This window comes from Oceanicola sp. S124 (assembly GCF_000220565.1).
In the GTDB taxonomy this organism is placed as follows: Bacteria; Pseudomonadota; Alphaproteobacteria; order Rhodobacterales; family Rhodobacteraceae; genus Pseudooceanicola.
On the sequence record NZ_AFPM01000159.1, the window covers coordinates 15118 to 36171 of the forward strand.

A 21054-nucleotide genomic window follows, 5' to 3' on the forward strand; every position below is an offset into this window, starting at 1 on the left:
CGCCGCGACAGGGCTTATCTCTACGGGATCACTCAATCTTAGTGACGCGATGATCCATTTCGACCTCAAATGTGCTCGGGGCCACGGCTTCGACAGCTGGTTCCAGTCTTCTGCCGCCTTCGACAGCCTGCGGTTGGCGGGGCATGTCGCCTGCCCGACCTGCGGCAGCACCGAGGTCGAGAAGGCGCTGATGGCGCCGCGCGTGCGCCCCTCGCGCACTGCGGCCCCGGTGCCCGCAGCCGAAAGCACCCTGCGCGCGCCGCGCAACGAGGCCGAAGCCGCTCTGGCCGAGCTGCGCCGCAAGGTGGAAGAGAACGCCACCTATGTCGGCGGCAACTTCGCCCGTGAGGCACGCGCCATCCATGAAGGCGCCAAGCCCGGCCGCCCGATCTACGGCGAGGCCAAACCCGAAGAGGCACGCGCCCTGCTGGAAGAAGGCGTCCCGGTGCTGCCCCTGCCCTTCACCCCCGGCCGCAAGGCGAACTGACCGCCGGGCCGCTTCCGGCGGCAGTATTTCAGGCCTCGGACTGGAGCCGGGCCCCTTTCCCATATCCGAGGGCTGAAACGACTCCGGCGGAAGCACTGGAGGTGCCGGGGGCAGCCGTCGCGCTTGCCCCCTGCCCGGCCCTTGGCTAAGCCTGCCGCAACAGAGGAGACATCGCATGCATATCGTGATCACCGGGGCCAGCCGGGGTATCGGCGCAGAGTTGAAACGGCAATTCGAGGCGCAGGGCGCGCAGGTCACCGGCACCTCGACGGCAGGCGGAAACGGTCTGCAAACCCTCGACGTGACGGACCCGGCGCAGCTTGCCGCCTTCGCGGCGTCCACCGCGAGCCCCGTCGACCTGCTGATCTGCAATGCGGGCCTCTACCTCGACAAGGGCCAGGCACTGGAGACCGGTTTCGGGGCCGACACCTGGGCGCGGCAGATGCAGGTCAACGTGGCCGGACCCTTCCTGACCGTGCAGGCGCTGCTGCCGCAGTTGCGCGCGGCCAGCGGCGCGAAGATCGCCGTGATCGCCTCGGCCATGGGCAGCCAGCAGCGCGCCCCGGGCGGCTCCTACATCTATCGCGCCTCGAAGGCCGCGGCGGTGAACCTGGCGCGCAACCTCGCCACCGACCTGGCCGCCGAGGGCATTGCCGTGGGTGCCTATCACCCTGGCTGGGTGAAGACCGACATGGGCGGAGAAGGCGCCGACATCGACGTGCAGACCTCGGCCAGCGGGCTGATCTCGCGGATGGAAAACCTCTCGGTCACGACCACCGGCTGCTTCGAGAGTTACGACGGCACCGTGGTGCCCTTCTGAGGTCAGCAACAGCAGGGGTTTGACGCGTCGATCCGCCTTGCGCCCTGCGCAATCCATGCGTAAACCACGCGGACAATTCTCCAAGGACGGGGTCAAGGACCGGCATGCCTGTTCTCGTAATGAAATTCGGCGGGACTTCCGTCGCCAATCTCGACCGCATCCGCCGCGCCGCCAAGAGGGTCGGCGTGGAGGTGGCCAAGGGCTATGATGTGATCGTCATCGTCTCGGCCATGTCCGGCAAGACCAACGAACTGGTCGGCTGGGTCGGCGAGACCTCTCCCATGTACGACGCGCGCGAATACGACGCCGTCGTCTCGTCGGGTGAAAACGTCACCGCCGGCCTGATGGCCCTGACCCTGCAGGAGATGGATATCCCCGCGCGGTCCTGGCAGGGCTGGCAGGTGCCGCTGAAGACCAACTCGGCCCATGGCCAGGCGCGGATCGAGGAGATCCCGCCCGAGAACATCATGACCAAGTTCGCCGAAGGCATGAAGGTGGCCGTGGTCGCCGGCTTCCAGGGCATCAGCCCCGAGGGCCGCATCACCACCCTGGGACGCGGTGGCAGCGACACCACCGCCGTGGCCTTCGCCGCCGCCTTCGACGCCGAGCGCTGCGACATCTACACCGACGTGGACGGGGTCTATACCACCGATCCCCGGATCTGCCCCAAGGCGCGCAAGCTGGAAAAGATCGCCTTCGAGGAGATGCTGGAGCTGGCCTCGCTGGGCGCCAAGGTCCTGCAGACCCGTTCGGTCGAACTGGCCATGCGCTACAATGTGAAGCTGCGCGTTCTGTCGAGCTTCGAGGAACAATCCGACACAGCCGGCACCCTGATCTGTGCCGAGGAGGACATCATGGAATCCAACGTCGTCAACGGGATCGCCGCCTCGCGCGAAGAGGCGAAGATGACCCTGGTCACCATCGTCGACAAGCCTGGCGTGGCCGCCTCGATCTTCGGGCCGCTGTCGGAAGCCGGCGTCAACGTCGACATGATCATCCAGAACGTCTCGGAAGAGGGCGTGACGGACATGACCTTCTCCTGCCCGATCGACCAGGTGAAGCGCGCCGAGAAGGCGCTGAACGATGCCCGGACCGCCGGCACCATCGGCTTCGACGAGCTGACCGTGGACACCGAGGTCTGCAAGGTCTCGGCGGTCGGCATCGGCATGCGCTCGCAGTCGGGCGTGGCTGCCAAGATGTTCAAGGTGCTCTCGGACGAGGGTATCAACATCAAGGTCATCGCCACCTCCGAGATCAAGATCTCGGTGCTGATCGAACGCAAGTACATGGAGCTGGCCGTGCAGGCCCTGCATGACGCCTTCGAGCTGGAAAAGGCCTGAAGCGAAGGACTCGGGAGGCAACCTCCCCGGACTGACCGACAGTGAGTGCGAGAGGGCGAACCAGCGGGTTCGCCCTTTTCCTTTGGCCTGCCGCCTCCCCCGGATCGAAGCGGGAGCCCCGGTTACCTGGCCCTGATCCCGCCGAAAGCAGGTGCGCTCACCGGGTCGGCCTGACGGCCGATGCCTTCGGCGGGAGTATTTTCAGCCTGGTGATGCGGCGGGATGCTGCCCGGAAAGCCCCCCTGCTTGCCCAGTGCGAGCGTGCCACGCCCTTCACGGAGAACGAGGCCGCCTCGAAGTGCGCTTCAAGCATCATCACCAGGCCGCAAGTACTCCGGGGGTGAATTGCGCCCGCGAGGGCTCAGGAGGCGGCAGAGCCCCCTCCCTGCGCCCTCAACTGCACGCTTCGATCAGGTGGGAATGCTTTAGCGGCCCGCCGCCCCTCGAGTCAGGGCATGGCAGACATGGGTCTGTCTAGCTTCTTCCACGTGCCTCCCCAGAGTGGCGTTCAGAGCGCCGCTGCCCGCCGCTACACCCCCTGACGCCAGCCGACGAGTGTCTCGGAGTGCCGAATTGCACCCTGGCAAGGTTGATCCAGCGCCGGTTCGCAATGCCGATCTTCCAGAAGGCGCCCAGAAGCAGGGCGCCGACCACGGCCGCGCCGCAGACCGGCCGGCAGAGCAGCCGCGGCGCTTTCCCCCTGGTGTTCCCTCCCTCACCTGCGACCCGCGGATCGCCGCGAGACCGAAGAGGCCGGGAGAGCGATGCCGGAAGCTCTCCAGCGAGGCGCGTGATCTCTTCGGGCGGCAGAACTGCACAGGGGTGTCGCGACCGTCGTCAGTGTGCCAGCGCCTGAGGCAGCCGCTTTCGGCCACGTGGATGTGACGGCTGCCGTCCCCCGCAGCGACAGCGTCTCGCGGCGTCGCAGCAGGTGCGGACCTGCCAGCCCGGCCCGCCTGGCGCGGGTGCCATCGGACCGCTTCACGCTCTGTTCCTCGGGTGGCAGAGATGCTCTCGGATCAGGCAGCACGGGGGCGCAGAGCCGGCACCGGACTGCCCCTTCGGCAGTCCGCCGCCCCCTGTCCAAAGGTGCGACCCTAAAAGGTGTTTTGCTTCTCCGCCCACTGTGATCTATTCGCCCCGACCCCAGGGAAGGGACCTTTCAGGGCATGGCCGAAGAATTTCAGACCGACAGCCGCAGGATGCTTGGCCGTCTGCGCGAGGTCATGGCCGAAGACGGCCATGGACAGGCGCGACTTGACCGGATCACCCGGCTGATCGCCGACTCGATGTCGACCGACGTGTGCTCGGTCTACCTGTTCCGCGACCCCGAGACGCTGGAACTCTGCGCCACCGAGGGCCTGAAGCCCGAGGCGGTGCACCAGACCCGGATGCGCCTTGGCGAAGGCCTTGTCGGTCGCGTCGCCCGCACCGGCAAGATCGTCAACACTGCCGACGCCCCGAAGGAACAGGGTTTCCGCTACATGCCGGAAACCGGCGAGGAGATCTACTCGGCCTTCTCCGGGGTGCCCATCCAGCGCCTGGGCGAGACCCTGGGCGTGCTGGTCGTGCAGTCCAAGGCCGCACGCAAGTACAACGACGAGGAAATCTACGCGCTGGAAGTGGTCGCCATGGTGCTGGCCGAGATGGCCGAGCTGGGCGCCTTCGTCGGCGACGAGGCCGCCCTGTCGGCGCGCCACACCAAGCCGCGCCTGTTCCGCGGCACCTCCGGACAGGAGGGCAGCGCCGAGGGCCATGTCTGGCTGCACGAGCCGCGTGTGGTCATCACCAACCCCATCGCCGACGATCCGGTGCGCGAAAGCCAGCGCCTGAACGAGGCGGTGGAGCAGCTGCGCGTCTCGGTCGACCAGATGCTGGCCGGTGCCGCCAGTGGCGATGCCGAGCAGCTGCAGGTGCTGGAAGCCTACCGGATGTTCGCCAATTCCAAGGGCTGGATGCGGCGCATGGAAGCGGACATCCAGCGCGGCCTCTCTGCCGAGGCGGCGGTCGAGAAGGAACAGACCCAGGCGCGGCTGCGGCTGTCGCAGGCCTCGGACCAGTACCTGCGCGAACGTCTGCACGATCTCGACGACCTCTCCAACCGGCTGCTGCGGATCCTCACCGGGCAGGGCAAGGAAACCGGCGCCGAGATGCCCGCCGACCCGATCCTGGTGGCGCGCAACATCGGCCCGGCTGAACTGCTGGACTATGGCCGCGCGCTGCGGGGCATCGTGCTGGAACAGGGCTCTGTCGGGTCCCATGCCGCCGTGGTCGCCCGCGCGCTGGCGATCCCGCTGGTGATCCATGCCCCCGAGGTGACCAACGAGGCGCTGAACGGCGATCACATCATGGTCGATGGCGATCAGGGCGTGGTGCACCTGCGCCCCGAGGATACCGTCGTCACCGCCTTCCGCGACAAGATCGCCATGCAGGCCAAGGCGCAGGAACGCTACGCCTCGATCCGCGACACCGAGACGGTGACCCAATGCGGCACCCGCATCTCGCTGACCATGAACGCCGGGCTGATGGCCGACCTGCCCAGCCTGGAAAGCTCGGGCGCCGAGGGCGTTGGCCTGTTCCGCACCGAGTTGCAGTTCCTAATCCGCAACAAGATGCCGACCCGCTCGGAGCTGTCGGCGATCTACTCGCGGGTGCTGGACAGCGCGGGCGGCAAGCGGGTGGTGTTCCGCACCCTCGACATCGGCTCGGACAAGGTGCTGAGCTACATGAAGCCGGCGGATGAGCCGAACCCGGCCCTCGGCTGGCGGGCGATCCGGGTTGGCCTCGACAAGCCCGGCGTCATGCGGATGCAGCTTCAGGCGCTGCTGCGCGCCGCCAACGGGCGCCCGCTGACGGTGATGTTCCCCTTCGTGGCGCAATACGACGAGTACCGCGCCGCCCGGGCCGAGATGGACAAGGCGCTTGAGCGCGAGCGCATCCTCGGCCATGCCCTGCCCGAGAGCCTGGAAATCGGCGCCATGCTGGAAACCCCCAGTCTTGCCTTCGCGCCCAAGCGCTTCTTCGAAGAGGTGCAGTTCCTGTCGATCGGCGGCAACGACCTGAAGCAGTTCTTCTTCGCCGCCGACCGCGAGAACGAGCGGGTGCGGCGGCGCTACGACACGCTGAACGTCTCGTTCCTGACCTTCCTGCAACGCATCGTCGAACGCTGCGAAGAGACCGGCACGCCCTTGTCCTTCTGCGGCGAGGATGCGGGCCGTCCGCTGGAAGCCGTCTGCCTTGCCGCCATGGGCCTGCGCGCCCTCTCGATGCGGCCCGCCTCGATCGGGCCGGTGAAGTCGCTGCTGCTGCGCGTCGATCTGGGCGCGGTGCGGCAGGTGATCGAGGACGCGGCCGAGAACGGCGAGCAGAGCGTGCGCCGCGCCGTGCTGGACCACCTGCGCAACATGAGCTGAAGAATGACCGACCTGACCTCTGTCGATGCCGCGCTGACCGACCGTCTGCGTGGCCTCCTGCCCGCCGCCGCCTTCCGCGACGATACCGAGCCCTATGGCCGCGAGCTGCGCGGCAGCTATCGCGGACAGGTCGGGCTGGTGGTGGCGCCGGGCAGCACCGAAGAGGTCGCCCGGGTTCTGGCCATGGCGAACGAGGCCCGCGTGCCGGTGGTGCCCTACGGCGGGGGCACCGGTCTGGTCGCCGGGCAGGTGATGCCCGAGGGGCCCGCCCCGCTGGTGCTCTCACTGGAACGGATGACCCGCATCCGACAGATCCTGCCCGAGGAAAACGTGATCACCGTCGATGCCGGCGTGCCGGTCGAGGCGATCCAGCAGGCGGCGGCCGCGCAGGACCGGCTGTTCCCGCTCAGCTTCGGGGCGCAGGGCACGGCGCGGATCGGTGGCAGCCTCTCGACCAATGCGGGCGGCGCCAACGTGCTGCGCTACGGCACCACGCGAGAGCTGTGCCTTGGGCTGGAGGTCGCCTTGCCGGATGGCCGGGTGATGAACACGCTGACGCGCCTGCGCAAGGACAACACCGGCTATGACCTGCGCGACCTGATGATCGGCGCCGAGGGCACTCTCGGCGTGATCACCGGCGCGGCGATGAAGCTGTTCCCCCGCCCGACCCGGCGCGCCACGGCTCTGCTGGTCACCCCCTCGCCCGCCGCCGCGCTGCGCCTCTTGTCGCTGGCACGCCGCCACGCGGGCGAACAGATCACCGCCTTCGAGCTGATCTCGGGCGTGGGGCTGACGTTCATCGAGGCCACCCTGCCCGACATCCGCCGCCCCTTCGATCCGGCCCCCGACTGGATGGTGCTGATCGAGATCGGCCTCTTCGGCAGCACCGATGCAGCCGCGATGATGGAAGACATCTTCGCCGCCGCCTTCGAGGACGCGCTGGTCAGCGATGGCATCATCGCCCAGTCCGAGGCGCAGGCGGATGGCCTCTGGCAGCTGCGCGAGGCGATCCCCGAAGCCAACCGCGCCATCGGGGCGATCTCCTCGCATGATATCTCGCTGCCGCTCTCGGCCCTGCCCGAGTTCATCGACGAGGGGCGCGCGAAGCTGGCCGGGATGGGGCCCTATCGCCTCAATTGCTTCGGCCACCTCGGCGACGGCAACCTGCATTACAACGTCTTCCCGCCCGAGGGCGAGGCGCGGGCCGATCACCTCTCGGCCAAGGCGCCGGTGATGGCGATGATCCACGACCTCGTGGCGCAATACGGCGGCAGCTTCTCGGCGGAACACGGCGTCGGGCGCCTGAAGGTCGCCGATCTGGAACGCTACGGCGACCCGGTGAAGCTGGAGCTGATGCGCGGCATCAAGCGGTTGTTCGACCCCATGGGCATCATGAACCCCGGCGCGGTGTTGCGCGCCGAAGACTGACGGCAATCCCCCGGGGGCTTGCCAGCCGCCGCCCTGCGGGCGAGTCTGCGCCCAGCACTGTCAGGAGCCGCCCGTGACCCTCTACCTTCGTTCCCTGCGACCGGTGCAGCTGCGCCTGCTGGCCGCCATCGCGCAGCAGGGCAAGCTGCGGCTGGCCGCCGATCTTTGCGGCATGTCCACCCCCGCCGCCTCGCGCATGCTGGCGGATATCGAGGAAAACACCGGTCTCGAGATCTTCGAGCGCACCCCCAAAGGTATGGTGGCGACCCCCATGGGGCAGGTGCTGGTCGCCCATGCCCGCAAGCTGGCCCATGACATCGACCGCATGGCGCAGGACCTGTCCGAGCATGTCGAGGGCACCGGCGGCTCGGTCCGGGTCGGGGCGGTGACGGGCGCGGCGCTGGCCGTGGTGATCCCCGCGGTGCTCGAGCTGAAGGAGGGTGCGCCGGGGGTCGATGTCTCGCTCGATGTCTCGTCCTCGGCACTGCTGATGCGCGGGCTGGAACGCGGAGAGTACGACTTCACCCTGTCCCGCGTCGGACCGCACGACTATTCCCGCGATCTCGACATCCGACCGGCCCATGACGAGGAGGTGCTGCTGATGGTGCGCGCCGGCCATCCGCTGGCCAGCGCCGGGCAGCTCTCGCTCGCCGATCTGCGCGACCAGCTCTGGACGGTGCAGGACCGCGGCGCGCCGATCCGCCACGCGCTGGAAATCGCCTTCCATGAAGAGGGCACCGATATGCCGGCGAACCTGATCAAGACCGCCTCGGTGGTGGCCATCATGTCGCTGCTGCGCCAGTCAGACGTCATCGCCGTGATCACCCAGGAGGTCGCGGACCTGCTGTTCTCGCCGCCCTACGAGGCAAACCTGGTGCTGCTGGACACGATCCGGCCCATTGCCATCGAGCCCTATCACATTCTCTGCCCCCGCGACCGGGTGATGCCCGCCGCCGCCAACCGGCTGCTCAGCCTCGTGCAACGCCGTCTGGGCAAGGGCGTGGCGAGCCCGCTGGACTGATCTTCCCCGCTACCTGTTACCATTTCTGTCAACGCGATAGCCTGAGAAGTAAATTGCCCGTTAACCTTTGCGCCCCCTAGGGTCCCTTCAAGTTGACGACTCAAGGACCTGGGAGGGAACATGAAGGGCCGCGCCTCAATCCATAGGGATTTCACCGTCGCGCAGATCGACGACCGGCTGTACTCGGCCTTCATCGAGCACATGGGCCGGGCGATCTACACCGGCATCTACGAGCCGGATCACCCGACCGCAAATGCCCATGGCTTCCGCGAGGACGTGCTGGATCTGGTGCGGGCGCTGAAGATCCCCGCCATCCGCTATCCCGGCGGCAACTTCGTCTCGGCCTACAAGTGGGAAGACGGCATCGGCCCGCAGGCCGACCGGCCCGTGCGGCTGGACCTCGCCTGGCGCTCGAAAGAGACCAACCAGGTCGGCATCAACGAATTCGCCCAATGGGCGAAGGACGCCGATATCGAGATGATGCTGGCCGTCAACCTGGGCACCCGGGGCATCGAGGAGGCGCGTAACTTCGTCGAATACTGCAACCACCCCGGCGGCACCCATTGGAGCGACCTGCGCCGCAGCCACGGCGTTGCCGACCCCTACGGCGTGAAGATGTGGTGCCTGGGCAACGAGATGGACGGCCCCTGGCAGATCGGTCACATGGAGGCCAAGGAATACGGTCGCCTGGCGGACGAGACCTCGAAGGCGGTCAAGGCCTTCGGTGGCGGCATCGAAACGGTGGTCTGCGGGTCCTCCAACGACGAGATGCCGACCTATCCCGACTGGGAACGCCAGGTGCTGGAAGAGTGCTACGAGAACGTCGACTACATCTCGCTGCACAAGTACTTCGGCAACTCCAGCCGCAACAGCCTGAACTACTTCGCCAAGATCGAGGAGACGGGCCGCTACATCCAGTCCATCGCCGGGGTCATCGACTACGTGAAGGCCAAGAAGCGGGCCAAGAACGACATCTACATCTGCTTCGACGAGTGGAACGTCTGGTATCACAACCGCGAGCAGGACAGCAAGAACTGGCACTCCTGGGACTGGCCCGAGGCGCCTGCCCTGCTGGAAGAGGATTACAACCTCGAGGATGCGATCTTCGTCGGCGGGTTGCTGAACGAGTTCATCCGCCGCTCGGACCGGGTGAAGATCGCCTGTATCGCGCAGCTGGTGAACGTGATCGCGCCGATCCGCACCACCAGGGGCGGCAGCGCCTGGGCGACCTCGATCTACTACCCCTACCAGTTCGCCAGCCTGCATGGCCGCGGCACGGCGCTGAATGTCGCCATCGACGGGCCACGCTACGACGCCGATGCGGCGCAGGACGTGAACTACCTCGACGTGGCTGCCGTTCTGGCGCCCGACGGGGCCTCGATCACGCTGTTTGCCATCAACCGCAGCCCCGAAGAGGCGATGGAGGTCGACCTGTCCCTGCATGGCTTCGCGGATCTGAAGATCATCGACCACCAGGTCATGGGCGGCAACGCCGCAGACGCGCGCACCGCCAACACCCAGGCCGAGCCCTTCCGCATCGTGCCGCGCGCCGGGGACAAGCTGGGCGTGGTCGATGGCGGGCTGAAGGGAGAGCTGCCGCCGTTCTCCTACTCGATGATCCGGCTCTCGGTCGGATGAGCCGCGGGAGGCAATGATCTGAAGGACATGAACAAGGGGGGAGACACCGCCATGGAGGCAACGACAGGCGTTCATCTGCGCGGAGTCCGCAAGAGCTTCGGGCCGCTGGAGGTGATCCGGGGGTTGGACATGGACATCGAGCGCGGAGAGTTCGCGGTCTTCGTCGGCCCGTCGGGTTGCGGCAAGTCCACGCTGCTGCGCATGGTCGCCGGGCTCGAGGATACCACCGATGGCCAGATCCTGATCGGCGACCGCGATGTCACCGACGAGGATCCGGCCGATCGCGGCGTGGCCATGGTGTTCCAGTCCTATGCGCTTTATCCGCATCTGTCGGTCTTCGAGAACATGGCCTTCAGCCTGCGCCTTGCGCGCCGCCCCAAGGCCGAGGTGCGCGAGAAGGTGGAGAAGGCCGCGGCGATCCTGCAGCTGACCGATCATCTCGACAAGAAGCCGGCGCAGCTGTCGGGCGGCCAGCGCCAGCGGGTCGCCATCGGCCGCGCCATCGTGCGCGCGCCCGAGGTCTTCCTGTTCGACGAGCCGCTGTCGAACCTCGACGCCGAGCTGCGCGTGCAGATGCGGCTGGAACTGGCCCGGCTGCACAAGGCGCTTGGCGCGACGATGATCTATGTCACCCACGACCAGGTCGAGGCGATGACGCTGGCCGACAAGATCTTCGTGCTGCAAGGTGGTTACGTGCAGCAATCCGGCGCGCCGCTCGATCTTTATGACGATCCGGTCAACCGCTTCGTGGCGGGGTTCATCGGCTCTCCGGCGATGAACTTCCTGTCCGCCACCGTGACCGCACAGCGCACCGACGGGATCACCGCCCGGCTCGGCGGCCAGCCCGACCTCAGCTTCGACATCGCCCTGACCGCCCCGCCCGCCGAGGGCAGCAAGGTCAGCCTCGGCATCCGCCCCGAGCACCTCTCGCTGAGCGAGGGCGCGGGCCTGCGCGTCGCCGTGGATGTCGCCGAGGAACTGGGCGGCCTGTCCTATCAGCACGGCACGCTGGAGGGCGGCGAGCCGGTGATCTTCCAGCAGTCCGGCGTCCGGCACGACATGAACGGCACCACCCAAGTGGTGACGCCCGACCCCGCGCGCATCTTCGTCTTCGACGAGGCGGGCGCGCGCATTCGCTAGCATGGTTTTTCACGAGGAGGAGAGAAGACATGAAGATGAAGACATTGACGAGACTGGCCGCGGCAACAGCCCTGTCCATGGGGCTTGCCGCCCCGGCCATGGCGCAGGTCGAGGTCGAATGGTGGGATTTCCTGGCAGGCGGTGACGGCGTGCGGATGAAGGCGTTGATCGAGGAGTTCAACGCCGAGCATCCCGACATCAAGATCAGCGGCACCACGCTGGAATGGGGCCTGCCCTTCTACACCAAGGTGCGTACCTCGGTCGCCGTCGGCCAGGGCCCCGACATCATGACCTATCACCTGTCGCGCCTGCCGCTGGCGCTGGAAGAGGGCGTGCTGTCGCCGATCACCGCGGCAGACCTGGAGACGGCAGGTCTCAGCACCGATGACTTCTTCCCGGCCGCGGTCACTGCCGCCTCGACCGACGACGGCCAGCTGATGGCCGTGCCCTTCGACATCCACGCCATCGTCGCCTACTACAACCGCACCGCGCTGGAAGGCACCGAATGGCTGGACGCCGACGGCAACCTGACCGGCATCAACTCGGTCGAGGACATGACCGCGCTGCTGACCTGGGCCAAGGAGCAGGGCTTCAGCGATCCGCTCTCCTTCCAGTCCGAGGGCGGCGGCGGCACCTGGCGGGTCTTCTACACCCTGCTGCGCCAGCAGGACGGCGAGATGCTGACCGACGGCGAGGTCCTGGCCGGCGACAACCTGGACAAGGCCGCCAAGGCGATCCAGATCATGGCCGACTGGCGCGCCGAGGGGCTGATCCCCGAGCAGGCCGCCTACGAGGCGTCGGTGGCGCTGTTCTCGGGCGGCAAGTCGGTGCTGCACATCAATGGCGTCTGGGAGGTTCCGACCTTCAAGGACTCCGCCGCCGACGGGTCTCTCGGGTTCGACTGGTTCGCCAACGAGGTGCCGCAGATGCTGGATCAGCCCGCCACCTGGGCCGACAGCCACGCCTTCGCCATTCCGGCCAATCCCGACATGTCCGACGAGACCCGCGCGGCGGTGCTGACGGTCATCGGCTGGATGGAAGAGCACTCGATGGCCTGGGCCGATGCGGGCCATATCCCCGCCTATGTGCCCACCGTTGACAGCGAGGCCTATGCCGAGCTGCAGCCCAATGCCACATACGCCTCGCTGGCCAAGAACGCGGCCTTCGATCCGCGCTCGAAGATCGCCGGCGTGGCCTCGCCCGTCTATGACGCGGTGGACAATCTGATCGCCCCTGCTGTTCATGGTTTCCTCAGCCCGGAAGACGCTGCGGCGCAGATGAAGGACCAGCTGCAATCGCTGCTGGACTGACCAAGACCGCCAGAGGGCCGCCACGCGCGGCCCTCGGGCACCTGAAGACCCAAGCGGAGGGGAGGCCGCCATGTTGACACCCAAGCGCAGGCGACGCGAACGCCGGGCGGCGTTCCTGATGATCGCGCCCTTCCTGTTCATCTTCACCGCCTTCTTCCTCTACCCCACCTACAGCGTGATCGCGCTGAGCTTCACCGACGCGCCGCTGATCGGGGACGGAAACTGGGTGGGCCTGGCCAATTACACCAAGCTTCTCGGCGACCGGCTGTTCCACACCTCGCTTTGGAACAACTTCTACTTCGTGCTGCTGACGGTGATCCCGACCACGGTGATCGCCCTGCTGATCGCCCTGGCGGTGAGCAAGCTGAAAGGCCGCATGCAGGCACTTGTCCTGACGCTGTTCTTCCTGCCCTACGTGCTGCCGGTCTCGGTGGTGACGATGATCTGGGCCTGGATGCTGGATTTCCAGTTCGGCATCCTGCAACCGCTGATCGCCGCCGTCACCGGCAAGCCGGTTCCCGTCTTCAAGAACCCCTACTGGGTGATGCCGATGATCGCCGTGGTCACGGTCTGGTGGACCAACGGCTTCAACGTGCTGCTGATGATCGCCGGGCTGCGCAACATCCCCGCCGATCTCTACGAGGCCGCCGCCCTGGACGGCGCCACCGCCTGGCAGCGCTTCTGGCGCGTCACCTGGCCGCTGCTCTGGCCGGTCACGGCGCTGGTGCTGACCCTGCAGCTGATCCTGCAGCTGAAGCTCTTCGACCAGGTCTACCTGCTGTCCAACGGCGGCCCCTTCAACCGTTCCTACGTGGTGCTGATGCAGATGTACCGGGAAGCCTTCCAGCTGAACCACGGCGGCTATGCCTCGGCCATCGCCATGGTGCTGTTCCTGTTCATCGTGGTGCTCTCGGTGCTGCAATTCCAGCTGCTGCGTCTCGGAGGCCGCAAATGACCCTGAAGCAGGCCCGCACCCTCGCCTTCACCGGCCTCGTGCTGATCGCCGCGGCGATCTGGACCTTCCCGCTCTACTGGGCCCTGACCACCTCTCTGCGCAGCGAGAACCGCATCGTCTCGGATGGCTCGGGCTGGCTGCTGGACGAGCTGAACTTCGGCGCCTTCCGCGAGATCCTGGGCAATTCCAAGCTGCCGATGTGGTACATGAACTCGGTCGGCACCTCGCTGATCATCACCGTGATCGTACTGGTGACGGGGATGATGTGCGCCTACGCCCTGTCGCAGCTGCGCTTCCCGGGCCGCCGGTTGCTGTACCTGGTCGTCGTGGGCAGCTTCATGGTGCCGGTGCCCGCGCTCTACGTGGCGCAGTTCGTGCTGATGAACGACCTCGGGCTGGTCAACACCTGGTGGGGGATCATCCTGCCCCAGCTCGTCGTGCCGGTGGTGATCATCGTCTACAAGCAGTTCTTCGACGCCATCCCTAAAGAGATGCGCGAGGCCGTGGTGCTGGACGGCGGCGGAGAGTTCACCCTGCTGTTCAAGCTCTACCTGCCCCTCAACTGGGGCATCACGGCAGCCCTGGCGATCATCACCTTCATCTCGGCCTGGAACAACTTCTTCTGGCCCTTCCTCGTGGTGACGAGCGAGGACATGATGACGATCCCCGTCGGCATCACCCAGGTCAACGACGCCTTCGGGGTGGCCTATGCGCGGATGATGGCGCTGGCCCTGCTGGCAGCGGCACCGGTGATCATCGGCTACCTGGTGTTCCAGAAACGGGTGACCGAGGCGGTGATGATCTCGGCAGGGGTCAAGGGCTGAGCAACGCCAGGCGTGCGCCCCGTTGCGGGCGCGCGCCCTGCGTCAGACCACGCCGCCGTCGACGACGATCACCTGCCCGGTCAGCATCCGCGCCGCCTCCGAGCTGAGCCAGAGCGCGCAATCGGCGATATCGGCGGGGCGGATCATGTCCTTCAGGCACTGGATCTCATGGGTCTGGGCGACCCAGTCGGGGGCCATGCCCGCCTCGACCCGTTCGGTCATCACCCGGCCCGGAGCGATGGCATTGGCGCGGATGCCGCGCGCGCCGAGGTCGCGGGCCAGCCCCTTGGTCATGCCAATGATCCCTGCCTTGGCGGTGTGATAGGCGGTCAGGTTGGGTGCCAGCTTCATCCAGGCGGTCGAGGACAGGCTGACCACCGCGCCGCCCCCCGCCCCGGCCATCGAGGGCGCCACCAGCCCCGCCAGCATCACCGCATGATCGAGGTTCAGCGCCATCATCTGCCGCCAGACCTCGGGCGTCAGATCGTCAAAGGGAATGCGGCGGTCGACACCGGCATTGTTGACCAGCGCGCGCACCGGGCCATGGGCTGCCACGGCGCCTTCGATCAGGGCCGGCAGGCGGTCCAGCTCGGTCAGGTCGATGCGATGATTGTCGATCCCCTCGCCCCCCGGCGCCGCATCGCGGTCCAGCCCGGTGACGATGGCGCCCTGCGCCGCGAAGGCCCGCGCGGTGGCAAGGCCGATGCCCGCCGCCGCGCCGGTGACGACCACGTGGCGACCGCGGAACTCGGGGTAGGTCGGGCTCATAGCGCCACCTCGGTGGTGGGCTGGCCGGGCACCTCCATGTCGATGGCGAAGATGCCGCCCGACAGCGGCGCCTCTTCCAGCACCGCCGCAGGCAGGCGGATCGAGGCGGTGGTGATATAGAGCGTCTTCAGATCCGGCCCGCCGAAGCAGCAGGAGGTCGGACGCGGCACCGGCATGTCGATCTCGCGCAGCAGGGTGCCGTCGGGGCGGTAGCCCGCCACCCGCCAGCCGTCCCAGAGGGCGATCCAGACCGTGCCCTCGGCATCGACGGTCATGCCGTCGGGCTTGCCGTCCTTCGGGTCGAACTGCAGGAACACCCGCCGGTTGCTGATCTTGCCCGCCTCGATGTCGAAGTCATAGGCAAAGACCGTGCCCAGGCCCGAGTCGTTGAAATAGAAGGTCTTGTCGTCGGCGCTCCAGCCGAGGCCGTTCGAGACCTGGAACCCGCCATCCACGGCCCGCGCCGCGCCGAGGGTGTCGAAACAGTAGAGCGATCCCGAGGGCATCGAGGCATCAAGGCTCATGCTGCCCGCCCAGATCCGGCCCCGCCGGTCGGTCTTGGCATCGTTGAAGCGGTTCGACGGCAGATGCGCCTCGGGGTCGTAGACCGGCGAGAGGCGGCCCGTTTCCGGGTCCAGCAGCTCGATCCCGTTCTGGGTAACGGCCAGCAGCGAGCCGTCCGTCGCGGGCAGCACCCCCGAGACCAGGCGGCTGGCCGGGCGCATGATGTCGCCCCCCTGCCCCTGCGCCGGGTCATAGCGGTGCGTTGCGGGGGCCGCGATGTCGACCCAGAGCAGGCGGTCGTGGCGGGCGTCCCAGACCGGGCCCTCGCCGACGATGGCGCCGGCGGGCAGGACGCATTCCAGCGCCTCCTCGATGTGGCTGTTGCGGCGGGGGTTGGGAGAGATGCTCACGCTGGCGGTTCCGATATTGCCCATGACGCGGCGGGCGGCCTCCATGAGGTCGCGTCCGACGATATGGCGCTGTTCGTGGCTGAGGGCGCTTTCATGGGCGGTCAGCGCGATGGCGCCCCGCCCCATGCCCGGCGGCCCGTGGACCTCGACCGAGATCACGATCAGCCCGGGGATCGAACGGCTTTCGGCAATCGAATAGCCCCGGGCCCGGCTGATGGCGATCTCGGACAGGATGCGATGCTGTTCCTCGGCGTCGTAGCGGGTCAGCAGGCCCTGCATCTCGTGCGGGGGCATGGCGGCCATGATCGCCCGGCCAGAGCTGCTGTCGGGCATCGGCAGCGTGCGCCCGACCTCGATGCTGACCGCCAGCGGGTTCGAGGGGCGGCGCACATCGACATAGATGATCTGCTGCCCCTCCATCACCGTCAGCGAAACGGTCTGGTTGAGCTGCGCCGCCAGCCGCGTCAGCTCATGCTCGGCGGCCGAGCGCAGGTCGAAACTGGAGAGCGAGCTGCGCCCCAGTTCGATCATCCGGTTGCCCAGCGAATAGGCCTTGGCGCGGGTGTCATGCTTGACGTAGCCGAATTCGACCAGCGCCCCCAGCAGGCGATAGAGCGTCGCCTTGGGCAGCTTGGTGCGCTCCAGCAGGAAGCCCGAGCCGACGGGCTCGCCCGCCTCGGCGATCAGCTCGACCAGCTGGATGCCCTTCACCAGGGTCCCGGCGCCGGGGTAACGCTTTGCGATATTGTCAAAATCCGGCAAGACCGCCCCCGTTCAAAGCGCCACGTGGCTATCGGGATCGAATACATGAACTTTGCCCTCGGGCAAAGCGACATGCACGGTTTCCCCGTCGCGGTAGCGGCGGTCGTCGATCACCCGGGCCAGCATGGTCTGAGCGTCGCGCTCGGCATCGTCGCTGCCTTCGATGCCCGTGTCGCCCTCAAGCGCCTGGCCCTTGGGGGTGGGGAAATGCAGGATCTTCTCGGTCCCGAGGCTTTCCACCAGCGACAGGGCCACGGGCGCGCCGGGCATGGTGGTGTCGCCGACCACCATGTGCTCGGGGCGGATGCCGAAGATCGCGTGAGTGCCCGACAGCTTTTCCGGCGCGACGTTCAGCGTCACCTTCTGGTCACCGAAGCGGGTCACGGCGCGGCCGTTCTCGACCTCGACCGGGCCGCGGAAGAAGTTCATCCCCGGAGAGCCGATGAAGCCCGCCACGAAGAGGTTGGCCGGGGTCTCGAACAGGTCCTCGGGGGTGCCGATCTGCTGGATCACCCCGCCGCGCATGACGACGATCTTGGTGGCCATGGTCAGCGCCTCGACCTGGTCGTGGGTGACGTAGATCGTGGTCACGCCGAGACGCTTCTGCAGCTTGACGATCTCTGACCGCGTCTGCACCCGCAGCTTGGCGTCCAGGTTCGACAGCGGCTCGTCCATCAGGAAGGCCGAGGGCTCGCGCACGATGGCCCGGCCCAGGGCGACCCGCTGGCGCTGCCCGCCCGACAGGGCGCGGGGCCGGCGGTCGAGATAGTCGGTCAGCTCGAGCATCGCGGCGGCCTCTTCGACCTTGGCGTTGATCTCCGCCTTGTCCATGTTGCGCATCTTCAGCCCGAAGCCGATGTTGGCGCGCACGGTCATGTGCGGGTAAAGCGCGTAGTTCTGGAACACCATGGCGATGTCGCGCTTGCCGGGGCCCAGGTCGGTGACATCGCGGCCGCCGATCTCGATGGTCCCGCCCGAGGTGGCCTCGAGCCCGGCCAGCATCTTCAGCGCCGTGGACTTGCCGCAGCCCGAGGGCCCGACGAAGACGCAGAAGTCGCCGTCCTCGACCGAGAGGTCGAAATTGCGGATGGCCTGGAAGGGGCCGTAGGATTTCTGCACGTTGTTGAAACGGATATTTGCCACGTTGAAGGCCCTTCTATTTCTCGGCGCCGGCCGAGAGGCCGCCCACGAGATAGCGTTCAAGGAAGAGATAGACCCCGATGATCGGGAGCGCGGCCATCAGCGAGGCCGCCATGATGGTGTTCCAGTCGGTGACGAATTCGCCCTTCAGCGTGGCGATGCCGACGTTCAGCGTCCACTTGCTTTCCGAGGTCGTCAGGAAGGTGCGGGCATAGAGGAAATCCGACCAGCTGATGACAAAGGCGTAGAGCGAGGTCGCTGCCAGCCCCGGTGCCGCCACCGGCAGCACCACCCGCACCAGCGCCGCCAGCGGCGAGCAGCCGTCGACCAGGGCGGCCTGCTCCAGCTCGGCGGGGATGGTGTCGAAATAGCCTTTCAGCATCCAGGTGGCGAAGGGCACGATCAGCGTAGACTGGGCGATGACCACCGACCACAGCGAGCCGACCAGCCCCAGCGACTTGAAGATGGCAAAGAGCGGGATCACCAGCAGGGTCGCGGGCAGCATCTTGGAGGTCAGGATGAACAGCCCCAGCCCCTGCCCGCCGCGCAGCCGGTGGCGCGACAGGGCGTAGGCGGCCAGCACGCCGATGGTCAGCGACAGGATCATCGTCGCCACCGCGATCAGCACGGTGTTCCACATCCACAGCCCGAAGGGCTGCGCCGCCAGCAGGTCGGAAAAGACGTTCCACTGCGGATCCTCGGGCCAGAACTTGGGCGGGTAGCTGCGCAGCTGCGTGCGCGGCGACAGCGCCGTCAGCACCATCCAGTAGATCGGGAACAGCAGCAGCCCGCAGACCACGATGACCGTGCCGTAAAGGCCGAAGCTTCCCAGGAATGAGCGTTTCTGCATCGGGGTCTCCTAGTGTGCCGAGCTGGCGAAACGGCCGACCAGCGCGCGGCTGATCACGGCACAGATGATCATGGTGACGACACCGACCGCAGCCCCCTGCCCCATCTTGAAGAACGAGAAGCTCTGCTCGAAGGTCAGGATCGACAGGGTAGTGGTGCCCCCGATGGGCCCGCCCTGGGTCAGCACGTAGATGATGGCGAAGTCGCGGAAGACCCAGAGGGTCGTCATCACGGCGGTGACGCCGATCACGGGTGCCAGGTTCGGCAGGGTGACGTAGATGAAGCGTTTCCAGACATTGGCACCGTCGACGCGGGCGGCCTGGTACTGCTCTTCCGGGATGGATTGCAGCCCGGCCAGCAGCATGATCGACATCAGCGGATAGCCCTTCCAGATCATCACCAGGCAGACGGCGAAGAAGGCGGCGGTGGCGTTGGAGGCGAACTGGATCGGCTCGGAGATCAGGTGCGCGCGCAGCAGCAGCCAGTTGATCACCCCGAAGGAGCTGTCCAGCATCCAGGCCCAGATCACCGTGGCCACGACCTCGGGCACGGCCCAGGGCAGCGCCACGAACAGCCGCGCCAGGCTGCGGCCGCGAAAGCGCTGGTTGACCAGCAGCGCCGTGGCCAGCCCGATGACCAGGGAGATGCCGCCGACGGTCAGCACCATCTTCGCCGTCACCCAGACCGCGTTCCAGAACTCGCCCGAGTTGAACAGCCAGTCGTAGTTCTTGAGGGTCCAGGCCTCGCGGTCCGCGCCGACGCGGGCAATGCGCACGTCCTGCAGCGAGATATCGACCGAAAGCAGGATCGGGTAGATGATGATGAGCGCCATGAGAAGCACGGCCGGGGCCAGCAGCAGGTAGCCGAATTTCGACCTGTGCCGTGGCGACGAGAAATCAATCACTGTGGTCCTCCCGTTGATCGGCGGCCGGGGGCAAGGCCCGGCCGCCGGAGTCCTTCAGGCTCAGTCCGCGATACGCTCGACGGCGGCCTGCATGTTGGCCGCAGCCTCTTCCGGGCTGAGGTCGTTGATCAGCATCCGCTGGGTTTCGCGGAAGACAAGCTTCGTGACTTCGTTGAACTCAAGCTCCAGCCCCTTGGGCAGGCGGTCGACACCCGCAGCGGCGGCTGCGTCATTGGCCTTTGCGAAGAGCTCGAAGTAGGGATCCGCCGCGATCTCGGCCGAGTAGTCGAGGCCGGGCATCGGCGCCGGGGACGAGCCGAGCGTGGCGAAGCGCTGCTGCATTTCCTGCGAGGCGGCGGTCTTGATGAAGTCCCAGACCAGCTCTTTCTTCTCGTCCGAGATGTCCGAGGGCATACCGATCACGTTCGAGGTGCCGCCGACCGGCGGATCGAAGGGGCTTTCGGACAGCTTCAGGTTCTCGCGGATCCCCTCTTCGGCGCCCTTCATCACGTTGTAGATCCAGGGACCATCCAGACGCATGGCGATGCGGCCCTCGACCAGCAGCTGACGCATGTCGCCAGCCTCGGCATCCTTGGGGGTCAGGCCCTCGGTATAGAGCTGCTTGAAGCGGCGCAGGCCCTCGATCACGCCGGGGCTGTCGAAGGCCGGCTTGCCGTCCTCGGTCCAGTTGCCGCCCGCGTCGAGGACGAAGTGCAGCATGTCGTGCATCATGTTCGAGCCGCCGGTGCTGGCCACGCCGACGCCGTACTGGTCGGTCTGACCGTCCCCGTCGGTGTCCTTGGTGGCCGCACGCGCAGCCGCAAGGAAGCTGTCCCAGTCGGTCGGCACCGCGTCGATCCCGGCATCGGCCAGCAGCTTCTCGTTATAGGCTAGGATATAGGCCGTGTAGAGCAGCATGATGCAGTTGGTATTGCCATTCCATTCGCAGGTGCCCTGCCCGGCCCAGCCGTCGAGGTTCAGCCCGTCACGCTCGATCCAGGGGTCGAGGTTTTCCATCCAGCCTTCCTGGGCGAAGCTCTGGTATTCGAAGGCGGCGAGGTGGACGATATCCGGCGGGGTGCCCCCGGCGAACATGGTGAACATCGTGTCGGCATACTCCCCGCGCGAGACCTTGGTCATCTCGATCTCGGTGCCGGGGTGCTCTTCCTCGAACTTGGCGATGACTTCGTTCCACCAGTCGCCGTAACCCGGCTCCCCCTTCATCCAGCTGACGAAGGTCAGGGTCTCGGCCGAGGCCGGCAGCGCGGTAAGGGCGGTGGTCAGGGCCAGCGCCGCAGCGGTGGCCGTCTTCTTCAGATGTTTCATAGGTCCTCCTCCTAA

Annotated in this window: 17 protein-coding genes; 11 read left to right on the forward strand and 6 right to left on the reverse strand. The window is 67.0% G+C overall.

The window, feature by feature from the left end:
• The first annotated feature begins 49 nt into the window (after nt 1-49).
• The 11 genes from OS124_RS0110930 to OS124_RS0110980 all read left to right on the forward strand — a co-directional run bounded on the left by OS124_RS0110930 (nt 50) and on the right by OS124_RS0110980 (nt 14376).
• A complete protein-coding gene (locus OS124_RS0110930) occupies nt 50-487 on the forward strand; it encodes a DUF1178 family protein (RefSeq protein ID WP_010139639.1) in 438 nt (145 codons plus the stop codon).
• 175 nt (nt 488-662) lie between these two features.
• A complete protein-coding gene (locus OS124_RS0110935; RefSeq protein WP_010139640.1) occupies nt 663-1307 on the forward strand; it encodes an SDR family oxidoreductase in 645 nt (214 codons plus the stop codon).
• 104 nt (nt 1308-1411) lie between these two features.
• Nucleotides 1412-2647: an aspartate kinase gene (locus tag OS124_RS0110940; protein WP_010139641.1), complete on the forward strand. Its 1236-nt coding sequence runs from the start codon at nt 1412-1414 to the stop codon at nt 2645-2647.
• A 1169-nt stretch (nt 2648-3816) separates the two neighbouring features.
• Nucleotides 3817-6060: a phosphoenolpyruvate--protein phosphotransferase gene (ptsP, locus tag OS124_RS0110945; protein WP_010139642.1), complete on the forward strand. Its 2244-nt coding sequence runs from the start codon at nt 3817-3819 to the stop codon at nt 6058-6060.
• 3 nt (nt 6061-6063) lie between these two features.
• Nucleotides 6064-7488: an FAD-binding oxidoreductase gene (locus OS124_RS0110950; RefSeq protein ID WP_010139643.1), complete on the forward strand. Its 1425-nt coding sequence runs from the start codon at nt 6064-6066 to the stop codon at nt 7486-7488.
• Between the two features lie 73 nt (nt 7489-7561).
• Complete coding sequence (locus tag OS124_RS0110955; protein ID WP_010139644.1) at nt 7562-8509, forward strand: LysR family transcriptional regulator; 948 nt, start codon at nt 7562-7564, stop codon at nt 8507-8509.
• A 120-nt stretch (nt 8510-8629) separates the two neighbouring features.
• A complete protein-coding gene (arfA, locus tag OS124_RS0110960; protein ID WP_010139646.1) occupies nt 8630-10147 on the forward strand; it encodes an arabinosylfuranosidase ArfA in 1518 nt (505 codons plus the stop codon).
• Nucleotides 10148-10198: 51 nt separating this feature from the next.
• The gene (locus OS124_RS0110965; protein WP_029375353.1) at nt 10199-11287 is read left to right on the forward strand and encodes an ABC transporter ATP-binding protein; all 1089 of its coding nucleotides are present in this window, start codon (nt 10199-10201) and stop codon (nt 11285-11287) included.
• Nucleotides 11288-11316: 29 nt separating this feature from the next.
• Nucleotides 11317-12597 carry an extracellular solute-binding protein gene (locus OS124_RS0110970; protein WP_010139648.1) on the forward strand — a complete coding sequence of 427 codons (1281 nt, stop codon included), beginning with the start codon at nt 11317-11319 and terminating at the stop codon, nt 12595-12597.
• Nucleotides 12598-12667: 70 nt separating this feature from the next.
• The gene (locus OS124_RS0110975; RefSeq protein ID WP_010139649.1) at nt 12668-13552 is read left to right on the forward strand and encodes a carbohydrate ABC transporter permease; all 885 of its coding nucleotides are present in this window, start codon (nt 12668-12670) and stop codon (nt 13550-13552) included.
• Nucleotides 13549-14376, forward strand: coding sequence for a carbohydrate ABC transporter permease (locus tag OS124_RS0110980; protein ID WP_010139651.1), 828 nt, complete (start codon nt 13549-13551; stop codon nt 14374-14376). Before OS124_RS0110975 ends, OS124_RS0110980 begins: the two co-directional genes overlap by 4 nt.
• Nucleotides 14377-14418: 42 nt before the next feature.
• Here OS124_RS0110980 and OS124_RS0110985 read toward each other — a convergent pair whose 3' ends face one another.
• The 6 genes from OS124_RS0110985 to OS124_RS0111010 are packed head-to-tail and all read right to left on the reverse strand — an operon-like array spanning nt 14419 to nt 21039.
• On the reverse strand, nt 14419-15144 hold the full coding sequence (locus tag OS124_RS0110985; protein WP_010139653.1) for an SDR family NAD(P)-dependent oxidoreductase: 726 nt from the start codon (nt 15142-15144) through the stop codon (nt 14419-14421).
• The gene (locus OS124_RS0110990; protein ID WP_010139654.1) at nt 15141-16820 is read right to left on the reverse strand and encodes an SMP-30/gluconolactonase/LRE family protein; all 1680 of its coding nucleotides are present in this window, start codon (nt 16818-16820) and stop codon (nt 15141-15143) included. Before OS124_RS0110990 ends, OS124_RS0110985 begins: the two co-directional genes overlap by 4 nt.
• Nucleotides 16821-16832: 12 nt before the next feature.
• Entirely contained in the window at nt 16833-17963 is a 1131-nt protein-coding gene (locus tag OS124_RS0110995) for an ABC transporter ATP-binding protein (RefSeq protein WP_010139656.1), read from the reverse strand.
• 13 nt (nt 17964-17976) lie between these two features.
• Complete coding sequence (locus OS124_RS0111000) at nt 17977-18810, reverse strand: carbohydrate ABC transporter permease (RefSeq protein WP_010139657.1); 834 nt, start codon at nt 18808-18810, stop codon at nt 17977-17979.
• Between the two features lie 9 nt (nt 18811-18819).
• Nucleotides 18820-19713 (reverse strand): carbohydrate ABC transporter permease, encoded by an 894-nt coding sequence (locus tag OS124_RS0111005; protein WP_010139658.1) that lies wholly within the window; start codon nt 19711-19713, stop codon nt 18820-18822.
• Nucleotides 19714-19773: 60 nt separating this feature from the next.
• A complete protein-coding gene (locus tag OS124_RS0111010; protein WP_010139659.1) occupies nt 19774-21039 on the reverse strand; it encodes an ABC transporter substrate-binding protein in 1266 nt (421 codons plus the stop codon).
• Nucleotides 21040-21054: the final 15 nt, after the last annotated feature.

Coding starts and splice junctions, on each gene's coding strand:
- OS124_RS0110930 (WP_010139639.1), top strand. CDS start 50: ATGATCCATTTCGACCTCAAATGTGCTCGGGGCCACGGCTTCGACAGC.
- OS124_RS0110935 (WP_010139640.1), top strand. CDS start 663: ATGCATATCGTGATCACCGGGGCCAGCCGGGGTATCGGCGCAGAGTTG.
- OS124_RS0110940 (WP_010139641.1), top strand. CDS start 1,412: ATGCCTGTTCTCGTAATGAAATTCGGCGGGACTTCCGTCGCCAATCTC.
- ptsP (WP_010139642.1), top strand. CDS start 3,817: ATGGCCGAAGAATTTCAGACCGACAGCCGCAGGATGCTTGGCCGTCTG.
- OS124_RS0110950 (WP_010139643.1), top strand. CDS start 6,064: ATGACCGACCTGACCTCTGTCGATGCCGCGCTGACCGACCGTCTGCGT.
- arfA (WP_010139646.1), top strand. CDS start 8,630: ATGAAGGGCCGCGCCTCAATCCATAGGGATTTCACCGTCGCGCAGATC.
- OS124_RS0110965 (WP_029375353.1), top strand. CDS start 10,199: ATGGAGGCAACGACAGGCGTTCATCTGCGCGGAGTCCGCAAGAGCTTC.
- OS124_RS0110970 (WP_010139648.1), top strand. CDS start 11,317: ATGAAGATGAAGACATTGACGAGACTGGCCGCGGCAACAGCCCTGTCC.
- OS124_RS0110975 (WP_010139649.1), top strand. CDS start 12,668: ATGTTGACACCCAAGCGCAGGCGACGCGAACGCCGGGCGGCGTTCCTG.
- OS124_RS0110980 (WP_010139651.1), top strand. CDS start 13,549: ATGACCCTGAAGCAGGCCCGCACCCTCGCCTTCACCGGCCTCGTGCTG.
- OS124_RS0110985 (WP_010139653.1), bottom strand. CDS start 15,144: ATGAGCCCGACCTACCCCGAGTTCCGCGGTCGCCACGTGGTCGTCACC.
- OS124_RS0111000 (WP_010139657.1), bottom strand. CDS start 18,810: ATGCAGAAACGCTCATTCCTGGGAAGCTTCGGCCTTTACGGCACGGTC.
- OS124_RS0111010 (WP_010139659.1), bottom strand. CDS start 21,039: ATGAAACATCTGAAGAAGACGGCCACCGCTGCGGCGCTGGCCCTGACC.